This window comes from Williamsia sp. (genome assembly GCF_036566845.1).
In the GTDB taxonomy this organism is placed as follows: Bacteria; Actinomycetota; Actinomycetes; order Mycobacteriales; family Mycobacteriaceae; genus Williamsia.
In genome coordinates this window covers 1-11,856 of sequence record NZ_DATCVM010000087.1, presented here as the reverse complement: position 1 = coordinate 11,856, position 11,856 = coordinate 1, and the positions used below count along the sequence as shown (strand labels likewise).

Here is an 11,856-nt window from a genome sequence, read left to right as displayed (position 1 = left end):
AACGCATCACCGAGACGCCCTTCGACAGCCTGATCATCGCGGCCGGTGCCGACCAGTCGTACTTCGGCAACGATCACTTCTCCCAGTTCGCACCGGGTATGAAGACCATCGACGATGCACTCGAGTTGCGAGGGCGCATTCTGGGTGCCTTCGAACAGGCCGAGTTGTCGGACGATCACGAAGAGCGCTCCCGCCTGCTGACGTTTGTTGTCATCGGGGCCGGCCCGACCGGCGTCGAACTGGCCGGACAGATCTCCGAGATGAGCAACAAGACACTCAAGGGAGCCTTCCGGAACATCGATCCCACCGAATCCCGCGTGATCCTGCTCGATGCCGCGCCGGCCGTCCTCCCGCCGATGGGCGCCAATCTGGGCAGCAAGGCCGCCCATCGCCTCGAGCGCATGGGTGTGGAAATCCAGCTGAACGCAATGGTGGTCGACCTCGACTACGACGGTTTGCTGGTCAAGGAGAAGGACGGCACCACCCGACGCATCGAATCGCAGTGCAAGGTGTGGTCGGCCGGTGTCGCTGCCAGCCCACTCGGCAAGCAGCTCGCCGAGCAGAGCGGTGTCGAACTGGACCGTGCGGGCCGCGTCAAGGTGCAGCCGGACCTGTCGATCCCGGGCAACCCGAACGTTTTCGTGGTCGGCGACATGATGTCGGTCGAAGATGTCCCCGGGATGGCCCAGGGCGCCATCCAGGGCGGCAAATACGCAGCCGACGCCATCAAGGCCGGACTTGCCGGCAAGACCCCCGAAGAGCGGGAACCGTTTCACTACTGGGACAAGGGATCGATGGCCACGATCTCGAAGTTCAGCGCCGTCATGTCGGTCCCGGTTCCCGGCTTCAAGAAGAACCTCGAGACCGAGGGTTTCTTCGCCTGGCTGGGCTGGCTGCTTCTGCACCTGGTGTACATCGTCGGGTTCCGCAGCCGACTGAACACCATCGTCGACTGGTCGTTTGCCTTCATGACCAGGGGTCGGTCGCAGCTGACCATCACCGAGCAGCAGACCCTGGCCCGCAACGCACTCGACCGACTCGCCCAGCTCGAGAAGACGCAGAACAGCAGCGACGACGTCGCGGGTTCGCCCAACGGCAAGCCCGTTCTGTCTGATCCGGTGAAGGCAACCGACAACGTGGTCTCGACGGGGAAGGCCACTCCTGAAGCCACTGGGGAAGACGCCAAACCGGCGGCCAGCTGACTCAGCCGCGGATCAATTCGCCGGCAATGCGAATTCCTCCAGAAAACGCAGTTCTCCGGCAAGTTGCTCCGCCCGGGGCATCGTGTCGGCGAGCACCGTGGTCAGGCTTCCCCCGGTGGCCGGCCGCAAACGGGCGGCCGTCGCGTCGGGATGCACGACATCCTCCCGGTCGTCCGGGTAACGGAACTCGCTGATGAGCACCGCCGGCGCGCCCAGGCGGTCGTGGTTTCGCCTGCCCAGCCGAATCTGATGCCGCACCGCTGCCGATCCGTCGATGTCGGCGTTCAGCCGACCGGACCAGGCACCCTGATCCTCACCGAACCGGCCGATCTGCACGCGCTCGGTGATCTGAACCGACCCCGAACCGGCCACCGACACCGTGGTGTTGCTGTGATGGACGGCGTGGGCCGCGACGATCGTCGGTAGCGGATCGATCACCAGCTGCGCCCCGTCGGCCACGGTGACGTGCCAGTTCAGCTCGGATCGCGGCTCGCCGCGGCTGGGAAGCGCGACTGTCGCGGCCACACTGAACACCGTCAGTCTCGATCCACATCCGAGATCCACCCGGATGTCGATGGTGTCACCGCCGAGCGGGGTCGCCGCAGTCGAGATCAGGTGCAGCACGGCGTCACCGGTCTGACGTGCCGCGATCCCACCGGTCGCCCGGATCCGCGGCGACCGGCCTTTCACGGCTTCGAGATGTACTTCGGTATGCATCGGCGACCGCTCAGACAGTCGCGGCCAACTGCTCCCGAACCCAGCGCAGTACATCGCTCGCGGCCGGATCGTCGGTCAGCGAGATCAGCACCGTCGGGCGGCCTTCGCGTACCCGCTCGGCGTCATCGCGCATCACCTGCAGATCGGCGCCGACCATCGGCGCGAGATCAGTCTTGTTGACCACCAGCAGATCGGAGAACGTGACACCGGGGCCGCCCTTGCGCGGCACCTTGTCGCCGCCGGCCACATCGACCACAAAGATCTGGGCATCGATCAGGCCCGTCGAAAAGGTCGCGGTGAGGTTGTCACCGCCCGATTCGACGAGGATGAGGTCGAGTGGCGGATTGGCCTCGACCAGGTCATCGATGGCGTCCAGGTTGGCGGTGATGTCGTCGCGGATGGCGGTGTGGGGGCAACCACCGGTCTGCACCGCGGTGATCCGCTGATCCGGCAAGACCGCGTTGCGTCGCAGGAAGTCCGCATCCTCGGTGGTGTAGATGTCGTTGGTCAGGACCGCCACCGACAGCTCGTCGCGCAGTTGCCGGCACAGGGCCGCGACCAGTGCCGTCTTACCGGAGCCGACCGGGCCGCCGATGCCGATGCGCAACGCCTCACCCGGCACGCGATTCCGTTTCGGCCGGGCGTGATCGTGGGTATGGGGCGCTCCGTCGATCAAGTGCGGTGGCAAGGCTGTCTCCTTCGTTCGAGGTCAATCGTTTCAATGTGTGCCCCAACAGCTCTGGCGCACCGAAATCGGCAGTGGGTCACGACGCGAACAGGGGCATCGGTCGTAGCTCGTGCCGCGCCGCGAGCACATCGAGCAGTGGATCGGACAGGTCGGCCAGCCCCGTCGCGGCTTCGGCGGCGGTCTGCTCACACAGATCGGTCAGCTGCACACCCAGCAGTGCGACGTCGCCGGGGTCGAGCGCAAGAAGCCGCTGACCGGCGGTCGCGGAGCCGGTCATGGTTGTGTAGATGAGCACCATCGCACTCTCATGCGGGTTCAATCCGGCGGCGCGCGCCACCGATCCGGTGACCACCGGTAGGTGCGGGCGCGTGGGATGGGCTGCCCAATCCTGTTGTGGCCAGATCTTTTTGCCCAGCCGCAACATGCCCCGACCTTGCGCTCGCGAGGCACGCCGCGCCGCCGCCGATGGAGTTCGCGCATCGGTCTCGACCTCGGCTTCGGCGACATCGATGGATCCGGCGACAACCGCTGCCGTAATCGAAGCGGCCACCAATCCCGCGGTGCTGACCCGGCGAATCAGGAAGTCGCGCAGGGCGTCGAGGTCGCGGACCGACCCCGAACTGATCGCCTCCTCCAAACCCCCCGAATGAACGTGTCCGCCCACCGGCAATCGCGAATCGGCCAGGGTGAGCAACATTCCCAGATGCCGTGAAGCAGAAGAACTGTCGTGTGTGGACATCAGAACATGAAGTATCGCTGCGCCATCGGCAACGACGTCGCGGGCTGCTGATCCCAGACCTCACCGTCGATGGTCACCGTGAACGTGTCGGGGTCGACGCGGATGTCGGGTTGCGCACTGTTGCCCGGCATGTCGGCCTTGCCGATGTGCCGGACGTTCTTCACCGGTACCAGGCGTCGGTCCAGCCCCAGCCGTTCGGGCAGTCCGTCCTCGATCGCCTGCGGCGCAACAAAGCTCAACGACGTCGCCGCCGCGACCTTGGGGGCCGCGCCGAACATGGCCCGGGGCAGCACCGGCTGCGGCGTCGGGATCGAGGCGTTGGCATCACCCATCTGAGCCCACGCGATTGCGCCACCCTTGATCACCAACTGCGGCCGGACACCGAAGAACGCCGGATCCCACAGCACCAGATCGGCGAGCTTTCCGACCTCCACCGACCCGATTTCGTCGTCGAGTCCGTGGGCGATGGCCGGGCAGATCGTGTATTTGGCCACGTAGCGCTGCGCGCGTTGATTGTCGGCGGCGCCGTCGCCCGGTAGAGAGCCTCGTCGCGCCTTCATGACGTGTGCGGTCTGCCAGGTCCGCAGGACGACCTCACCGATGCGGCCCATCGCCTGGGCATCCGAACCGATCATCGAGATCGCGCCCATGTCGTGCAGCAGGTCCTCGGCAGCGATGGTCGACGGACGGATCCGGCTCTCCGCGAACGCAAGATCCTCCGGGACACTCGGATTCAGGTGATGGCAGACCATCAGCATGTCGAGGTGCTCGTCGAGGGTGTTGACGGTGTGCGGCCGGGTCGGGTTGGTTGAACTGGGCAGGACGTTCGCGTAGGAGGCGACCGTGATGATGTCCGGTGCGTGGCCGCCACCGGCGCCCTCGGTGTGGTAGGCGTGGATGCCGCGCCCCGCGATCGCCTCGAGTGTGTGCTCGACAAATCCCGCCTCGTTGAGGGTGTCGGAGTGCAGCGCCACCTGGACGCCCGACTCGTCCGCGATACGCAAACAGGCATCGATGGCCGCGGGAGTACTCCCCCAGTCCTCGTGGAGCTTGAAACCCGAAGCGCCGGCCCGCAATTGCTCGCGCATCGACTCGAGACTGACCGTGTTGCCCTTGCCGAGCAGGACGATGTTCAACGGCCAGTGATCGGTCGCCGACAACATCGAGGCCAGATGCCAGGCACCCGGCGTGACGGTTGTCGCCTTGCTGCCCTCTGCCGGGCCGGTGCCCCCGCCGATCAACGTGGTGATGCCGTTGCCGAGCGCCTCGTCCATGATCTGCGGGCAGATGAAGTGGACGTGGCAGTCGATTCCGCCCGCGGTGACGATCTTGCCGTTGCCGGCGATGATCTCGGTCGAAGGCCCGATCACGAGGTCGGGGTGTACGCCGTCCATCGTGTCGGGGTTACCGGCCTTGCCGAGGGCAACGATCCGGCCGTCGCGAATACCGAGGTCCGCCTTGATGATTCCCCAGTGGTCCAGGATGACGACGCCGGTGATGACGGTGTCCGGCGCCCCGTCGGCACGCGTCGCGCGCCCCTGCCCCATCGACTCACGGATGACCTTGCCGCCCCCGAAGACGGCTTCCTCACCAGCACGCCCCGGACCGCCGGAGCGATCCTCGGTGACCTCGATCAGCAGGTTGGTGTCGGCCAGCCGGATCCGGTCACCGACGGTGGGGCCGTACAGCTCGGCGTAGCGCTCACGACTCAGCGATGCCATCAGGCGTCCAACCTTCCTGGTGGGTTCGACGAGATCCCGTGCACCTCCCGGGTACCGGCGATCGGGACCAGCTCCACAGTTGCCGAAAGGCCGGGTTCGAAACGCACCGCGGTTCCGGCGGGGATGTTCAGGCGACGACCGAACGCGACCTCGCGATCGAAATCCAGTGCGCCGTTGGACTGCACGAAGTGCACGTGACTGCCGACCTGCACGGGCCGATCGCCGCTGTTGACAACCACCACCTCGATCACGTCGGCACCCTCGTTCAGAATGATCTCGCCTGGGGCGCAGAGTATTTCACCCGGAATCAACTCGTTGTCGGCCATCATCGGTCCTGTCAGGAGATCGGATTGTGCACGGTCACGAGTTTGGTGCCGTCCGGAAACGTGGCTTCCACCTGAACGTCATGCAGCATCTCGGGAACGCCGTCCATGACGTCGGCCCGCGTCAGGACCTCACGACCCGAGGACATCAACTCGGCAACCGACCGGCCGTCGCGGGCACCTTCGAGGATGTGATCGGTGATGATCGCCACCGACTCGGGATGATTGAGCAGCAGCCCGCGGCCCTGTCGCCGGCGAGCCAATTCCGCCGCGTACGAAAGCATCAGTCGCTCTTGTTCATGCGGCGACAAATGCACGGTTTCCTCCTCGATGGCGCAGCCGACGGACAGTGACGGTCCGACTCATACTGCCACGCGGGTCCGCGGGCGGCGCGCCGAGCATTGCATCCGGTCAGCCGACTGCCGGCGCGGGACGTTCCAGCCGCCCATCGGTATGGCGCGCGAACCGGGTTTCGGATTTCGGGTGCACCACGTCTGTCCGGTCCCACGGCCAGCCGCCGAATTGTGTTCGTTGGTAGTCGTCGTAGGCCTGGGCGATCTCCTCGCGCGTGTTCATCACGAAAGGACCGTGCTGTGCCACCGGCTCACCGATGGGTACCGCCTGCAGCAGCAACAGGTGGGCGGACGAGTCGCCTGTCTCGACAACGGTTGTGCCGGGCGATGTTTGCACGTATCCGTGACCGTCGGCCACGTCGTGGCCGTCGATGATCGCGGCGGCGCCGTCGCCGTGGACGTAGAGCACGCGGCGCGCGTCGGTGTGCGTGGCCGCCGGCAGTTCGACCCGCGCGTGGGGCTGCAGATCCAGTAACCACACCGCAACGTCCGATCCAGCCCGCGATGCCCACGAATTCGATGGCGTCGCAGGGGGTTCGGTATCCCCGTATCGGCCCGCGACGATCGTGATCCGCGCCGTGCCACCGTCCGGTCCGGTCAGTTCCACGACGGGTATGTCCTCATTCCACAACATCGTGAACTCGGGGTCGGCCTTCTTGTCGGCCGCCGGCAGGTTGAGCCAGATCTGAAACAGCTCGAACGGATTGCCCGACTCCTCGTCGAGCAGAGGGAACATCTCCGAATGTGACACCCGTTGCCGGCGGTCAGCCACTGGACGTCGCCCGCACCGTAGCGGGCCGCGGCGCCGGTGGAGTCTGCGTGATCGACGTAACCACGAGTCACGATGGTGATGGTCTCGAAGCCCCGATGCGGGTGCGCGGGGAAGCCGGGCACCCGCCGGCCGTGATACATGCTCCACCCCTCGGGATTGCCGAAGTCGCTGCCCAGCGCATGTGCGGCGAGCGATGCGGCCGGCGTCATGTCCGGGGTGCCGTTCGGATAGCTGTCGACGTGATGGGTCGCAAACAGGAAGGGTGACAACGCTTGCCATGGGTGGTCGAGTTGAAAGGTCTGACCGGAACCAGGCTCTGATTGCATTACACTCTCCATTCGACTCCACAAGGACTCCTGCCCGACATCATGCGCACACTCAGCGCAGCACACCACCGCTTCCACGCAGAGCGACCAGCGCGTCCTTCGAGCATTGTGAACCGACCGTCAGGACATCGTCTTCGGTGAAGGCTCCGGCCGCGAGCCCCCGCAGGATCACCAGGGCGAGTGACTGAGCCGTGGCCGGTTCGTCGATGAACTCGGAACTCTGGCGATCGAAGTAGGCCTGCAGGCGGGTGGCAGCCGGGGGCATCGCCTGGCGGAAGAAGGAGAAGACCGCGAGCCAACGCGTGACCAGGTGCCCGGGATGCATGTCCCAGCCCTGGTAGATGCCCTGTTCGAGCGCGCGGGTCACGAGGCGGTGATGCCGGCGGAGGGCGGCATCGATCACGTCCGGTGTACCGACCGGTGCGATCTGGGTGGATCCGTCGGATATCCACACACCGGTCTGGGCCGCGGCCACCAACATGACCGCCTTCGCATGATCGGCAACCGGATGTTCCAGCGACTGCTGCGCCGAGACGATGCCGCAGGCCGCGCTGTAGTCGTAGGTCCCGTAGTGCAAGCCGGTCAGCCTCGCGCCGCCTCGGTGCACTGCTTCCGCGACGGTTGCCCGGCCGTCGGCACCGAGGATCGCCTGCGGACTCTCGATCTGCAGTTCGAACCGCAGAACGCCCGCGGGCAGCCCGTGCACACGTTCGAGTTCTTCGCAGATCATCAGCACGGCATCGACCTGCGTCACGTGCCGCAACTTCGGCACGGTCACAACGAATCCCGCCGGAACTCCCCCGGCGCCGTCCAGGACGCGTTCCAGGCTGCGAAGACCCCGGACCCGCTCGGACGCCCCGAGTCCTTTGCATCGCACACCGAAGACCCTGGGCGCCGCGTCGCCCGCAGCCGCCCAGCGCGCGAGGACTTCTCCCGCGGTGCGGGCATGCCGGTCCTCGACCTCGTCGGCCCGCCATCCGTAGCCGTCCTCGAGGTCGATCCGCAGATCCTCGATCGGCTGGGCCGCCAGGCGATCGAGCACCAGCGGAAGGACACTTCGGCCGTCGAGATCGTCCAGCGTCCGGTGCGCGCTGTCGGCGATCCGGATCGCGTCGAGCCCCCACTCCGCGGGGGTGTCGACATTCGCGTCCGCCGCACTCACATAGACGGTGTGAACCGGCTGCTGCGCGGTACGGTCCCCGGGAAAATCGCGGAGCAACTCGGCATCGACCGCGGCGAGCACCGCGTCGATCCGCTCGAGCGCCGGCGGCGACATCCCGATGTGGCCGGGCCGGCTCCCCTCGGTCACGGTCGCATCAGCCTTCGGTAATGTTCTGGAGCCGGACCCGCCCCTGCGCGATCAGCCTCCCGCCGTCATCGTTGATGTCCACTTCCCACAACTGCTGGCGCCGGCCCCGGTGGATCGGCTTCGACCGCGCGAACATCTCACCGGTGGTCACGGCACGCAGGAAGTCGGTGCTGTTGTTGACACCGACGACGTGGCCCTGCGCGGAGACGTTGGCATTGAGCCACATCTGACCCGACATGCTCGCCACGGATTCGATGACTGCGCAGTAGACGCCGCCGTGGACGATGCCGAACGGCTGCAGCAGCTTGTCGGTGATCGTGAACTTCGCCGACACGCCGTCCGTGGTCGCCGTGTCGTACGCCAGGCCGAGTTCCGAATCGAACCCCCGGGCTGTCCACGTGGTCGGATCGAACGAGCTGAAATCGGTTGCGTCGGTCACCGACCGGCCTCCTCATCGACGGGCCACATTCGATGGACGTGGCGATGCAGCCAGTTTGTCAAAGTGTGGGTCGCCCCGCGCCGGGGGGTTGTTCACCCTGCTGGAACCGCACAGTTCAGGCCCGGAAACTCAGCAGGCCCCACCTGGAAGGTGGGGCCTGCTGTGGCGTGGACCGGGGGTCTCTGCAGCCCTCAGGACTCTCGCGCGGTCCTCGTAAATAAGAATGTAGGCTAGCCTTACCAATGTGTCAAGTGTCTCGGAGAAAAATTATGCCGATGGGCGTTGAGCTAATTCATGAGAAGAAAAGTAAAGTGAGAAGAATGAACGGGTTGGGTGAACTAGAGCGGGTCGTCATGGACAACTTGTGGTCCTCAGACGAACCTCAAACGGTGCGACAGGTGCACGCCGCGCTCTCCGCGGATCGCGAGCTGGCCTACACAACAGTGATGACCGTTCTGCAGCGTCTCGCCAAGAAGCATTTGGTGACGCAACTCCGTGACGATCGGGCACATCGGTACTCCGCGACACATCCGCGCGAGCACCTCGTTGCCAGCCTGATGGTCGACGCCCTCAGCGAAGCCGACGAAGCAGGCTCACGCCAGGCCGCACTCGTGTCCTTTGTGGGACGAGTCGGCGCCGACGAAGCACAAGCGTTGCGACGCGCCCTCGACGAACTGGAATCGGCTCGTGGAACCCCCCGCGAGCCTCACCGCATCATTGAGCCTTAGGAACACTTTGCCGTGACAGCGTTAGTGTTCGGGATCGTCGCTGTGATCCTGGTATGGCCGGCCCCGAGCTGGCTGGCCAGTGCCCAGTGGCCGCTTCGAGCCCCCCGCGCCGCGATGGCCTTGTGGCAATCGATCGCTCTCGCGGCCGTGCTGTCGGCGTTCAGCTGTGGGCTGGCCATCGCCTCCAACATGCTCACGGTTGATGAACAAGGCCGCCCCGTCGCCAATCCACTCGAAGAAGTGGCGACTCTGGGTATCTTTCGCTGGACGATCTACGTCACGGTCTTCCTCCTCACCCTCGTTGTCGGCGCCCGCCTGATCTACAGCATCATCCGGGTCTCCATGCGCACCAGGGCCCGCCGGTCGGCACATCGTCAATTGGTCGATCTCCTCGACCGGATGGATCGGTCCGCACCCGACAGCCCGCTCAACGCCCGCGATGTCCGCATGCTCGAGGTCGATCAGCCGATGGCCTACTGCCTGCCCGGCCTCCGTCAGCGGGTTGTACTCAGCGAAGGCACTGTTGCCCGCCTGACCCGTGACGAGCTCGAAGCCGTCATCAGTCACGAACGCGCGCATCTGCGGGCCCGCCACGACCTGATCCTCGAAGCGTTCATCGCAGTCCACGACGCATTCCCGCGATTTGTCCGGAGCCGGTCGGCCCTGGGCGCGGTCCAACTGCTGGTCGAGTTGCTCGCCGACGACACCGCAATTCGGACCACCGGTCACACCCAACTCGGCCGAGCACTTGTCGCCTGCGCAGATTCCGTCGCACCCAGCGGAGCCATGGCAATCGGCGGCCCGAGCACCCTCGCGCGGGTCAAACGTCTGTCCGACACCCGCCCGACGATGCTGATCTCGGTACTCGCCTATACTGCCGCGGCCGCGATCCTGATCGTGCCCACGCTCGCCGTGGCCATCCCCTGGCTCAACGAACTCCACCGCCTCATCAGCGCCTGACACCGATCGCCGACGGCCGCCGGGACCTCGACCTTCGCCATCTGATCCTTCGTCATATGGTGTAGCAATGACTGATTCAGCTGCTCGCGCCCAGATCGGAGTCACCGGACTTGCGGTGATGGGTTCCAACATCGCCCGCAACTTCGCTCGTCACGGCCACACCGTGGCCCTACACAACCGCAGCATCGCAAAGACCGATGCGCTCATCGAGAAGCACGGCACCGAAGGTGATTTCGTCCGCACCGAGACGATGGCGGAGTTCGTCGGCGCGCTGCAGAAGCCACGCCGGGTGCTGATCATGGTCAAGGCCGGCGACCCCACCGACGCAGTCATCGAAGAGCTCGCCGACCTGATGGAAACCGGCGACATCATCATCGACGGCGGCAACTCGCTCTACACCGACACCATTCGCCGCGAAGCAGCCATGTCCAAGCGCGGCCTGAACTTCGTCGGCGCCGGCATCTCCGGAGGCGAGGAAGGTGCCCTCAACGGCCCCTCGATCATGCCCGGCGGACCGGTCGAGTCCTACAAATCCCTCGGCCCGCTCCTCGAATCGATCTCCGCCCACGTCGACGGCGAACCCTGCTGCACCCACATCGGCCCCGACGGATCAGGCCACTTCGTCAAGATGGTCCACAACGGCATCGAATACGCCGACATGCAACTCATCGGCGAAGCCTACGACCTCATGCGCAAAGCACTCGACATGCCCGTGGCCGAGATCGCAGATGTCTTCCGCGAATGGAACTCCGGCGACCTCGACAGCTACCTCGTCGAGATCACCGCCGAAGTACTGTCCCAAGTCGACGCCGAAACCGGCAAACCCCTCATCGACGTCATCGTCGACGCCGCCGGCCAAAAAGGCACCGGCCGCTGGACCGTCAAATCCGCCCTCGACCTGGGCATCCCCACCACCGGTATCGCCGAAGCCGTCTTCGCCCGCGCCCTCTCCAGCGCCACCGACCAGCGCAAGCAGGCACAAACACTGGCACCAGGAACCCTCGCCGCCTCCCCCACCGACAAGAAAAAGTTCGTCGCCGCCATCAACAAAGCGCTCTACGCCTCCAAAGTCGTCGCCTACGCCCAAGGCTTCGACCAGATCGCCGCGGGCAGCAACGAATACGGCTGGAACGTGCACCCCGGCGACCTCGCCACCATCTGGCGCGGCGGCTGCATCATCCGGGCCAAGTTCCTCAACCGCATCCGCGAGGCCTACGCCGAAAACCCCGAACTCCCGAGCCTGCTACTGGCCCCGTATTTCCGCGAAGCCGTCGAGAACGCCGTCGACAGCTGGCGCGAGGTCGTCGCCACCGCCACCACCATGGGCATCCCGGTCCCGGCCTTCTCCTCGTCGCTGTCGTACTACGACGCCCTGCGCGCCGAGCGCCTACCCGCCGCCCTGACCCAAGGCCTGCGCGACTTCTTCGGCGCCCACACCTACCAACGCATCGACAAAGAAGGCGCATTCCACACACTCTGGAGCGAAGGCCGCACCGAAATCCAGGCCTGACCTCCCGACACCCGCAGCCGCTCCGCCTATGCGAAGACGCTCCACAAATACGTGGAGCATCTTCGTGTA

General features: G+C 65.7%; 13 protein-coding genes and 1 pseudogene. 4 read left to right on the top strand and 10 right to left on the bottom strand.

Annotation, left to right across the window (positions count from 1 at the left end; all coding sequences use genetic code 11):
* A partial coding sequence (locus VIQ49_RS07485; RefSeq protein WP_331882669.1) for an NAD(P)/FAD-dependent oxidoreductase occupies nt 1-1,202 on the top strand: 1,202 nt, incomplete at its 5' end.
* A gap of 12 nt (nt 1,203-1,214) precedes the next feature.
* Here VIQ49_RS07485 and VIQ49_RS07480 read toward each other — a convergent pair.
* The 10 genes and pseudogenes from VIQ49_RS07480 to VIQ49_RS07435 form a co-directional block, all read right to left on the bottom strand.
* Nucleotides 1,215-1,919 carry an urease accessory protein UreD gene (locus VIQ49_RS07480; RefSeq protein ID WP_331882666.1) on the bottom strand — a complete coding sequence of 235 codons (705 nt, stop codon included), beginning with the start codon at nt 1,917-1,919 and terminating at the stop codon, nt 1,215-1,217.
* A 10-nt stretch (nt 1,920-1,929) separates the two neighbouring features.
* A complete protein-coding gene (gene ureG, locus VIQ49_RS07475) occupies nt 1,930-2,607 on the bottom strand; it encodes an urease accessory protein UreG (RefSeq protein ID WP_331882663.1) in 678 nt (225 codons plus the stop codon).
* A gap of 76 nt (nt 2,608-2,683) precedes the next feature.
* Nucleotides 2,684-3,346, bottom strand: coding sequence for an urease accessory protein UreF (locus VIQ49_RS07470; protein ID WP_331882660.1), 663 nt, complete (start codon nt 3,344-3,346; stop codon nt 2,684-2,686).
* Nucleotides 3,346-5,067 carry an urease subunit alpha gene (locus VIQ49_RS07465; protein ID WP_331882657.1) on the bottom strand — a complete coding sequence of 574 codons (1,722 nt, stop codon included), beginning with the start codon at nt 5,065-5,067 and terminating at the stop codon, nt 3,346-3,348. The genes VIQ49_RS07470 and VIQ49_RS07465 overlap by 1 nt, the downstream gene beginning before the upstream one ends.
* The gene (locus VIQ49_RS07460; RefSeq protein WP_331882654.1) at nt 5,067-5,396 is read right to left on the bottom strand and encodes an urease subunit beta; all 330 of its coding nucleotides are present in this window, start codon (nt 5,394-5,396) and stop codon (nt 5,067-5,069) included. The genes VIQ49_RS07465 and VIQ49_RS07460 overlap by 1 nt, the downstream gene beginning before the upstream one ends.
* Nucleotides 5,397-5,404: 8 nt before the next feature.
* Nucleotides 5,405-5,707 (bottom strand): urease subunit gamma, encoded by a 303-nt coding sequence (locus VIQ49_RS07455; protein WP_331882651.1) that lies wholly within the window; start codon nt 5,705-5,707, stop codon nt 5,405-5,407.
* Between the two features lie 94 nt (nt 5,708-5,801).
* Nucleotides 5,802-6,515 (bottom strand): pirin family protein, encoded by a 714-nt coding sequence (locus VIQ49_RS07450; protein WP_331882648.1) that lies wholly within the window; start codon nt 6,513-6,515, stop codon nt 5,802-5,804.
* A gap of 32 nt (nt 6,516-6,547) precedes the next feature.
* Nucleotides 6,548-6,655: pseudogene (locus tag VIQ49_RS07445) on the bottom strand (pirin family protein); the annotation flags it as partial.
* 238 nt (nt 6,656-6,893) lie between these two features.
* The gene (locus tag VIQ49_RS07440) at nt 6,894-8,117 is read right to left on the bottom strand and encodes a DUF6986 family protein (protein ID WP_331882672.1); all 1,224 of its coding nucleotides are present in this window, start codon (nt 8,115-8,117) and stop codon (nt 6,894-6,896) included.
* A gap of 40 nt (nt 8,118-8,157) precedes the next feature.
* Nucleotides 8,158-8,589, bottom strand: a complete 432-nt coding sequence (locus VIQ49_RS07435; RefSeq protein WP_331882646.1) for a PaaI family thioesterase — start codon at nt 8,587-8,589, stop codon at nt 8,158-8,160.
* Nucleotides 8,590-8,900: 311 nt separating this feature from the next.
* Here VIQ49_RS07435 and VIQ49_RS07430 point away from each other — a divergent pair, with 311 nt between their 5' ends.
* The 3 genes from VIQ49_RS07430 (at nt 8,901) to gndA (ending at nt 11,787) form a co-directional block, all read left to right on the top strand.
* On the top strand, nt 8,901-9,317 hold the full coding sequence (locus tag VIQ49_RS07430) for a BlaI/MecI/CopY family transcriptional regulator (RefSeq protein WP_331882635.1): 417 nt from the start codon (nt 8,901-8,903) through the stop codon (nt 9,315-9,317).
* A 12-nt stretch (nt 9,318-9,329) separates the two neighbouring features.
* On the top strand, nt 9,330-10,277 hold the full coding sequence (locus VIQ49_RS07425) for a M56 family metallopeptidase (protein WP_331882633.1): 948 nt from the start codon (nt 9,330-9,332) through the stop codon (nt 10,275-10,277).
* A gap of 67 nt (nt 10,278-10,344) precedes the next feature.
* Complete coding sequence (gene gndA / locus VIQ49_RS07420) at nt 10,345-11,787, top strand: NADP-dependent phosphogluconate dehydrogenase (protein WP_331882631.1); 1,443 nt, start codon at nt 10,345-10,347, stop codon at nt 11,785-11,787.
* Nucleotides 11,788-11,856 lie beyond the last annotated feature (69 nt).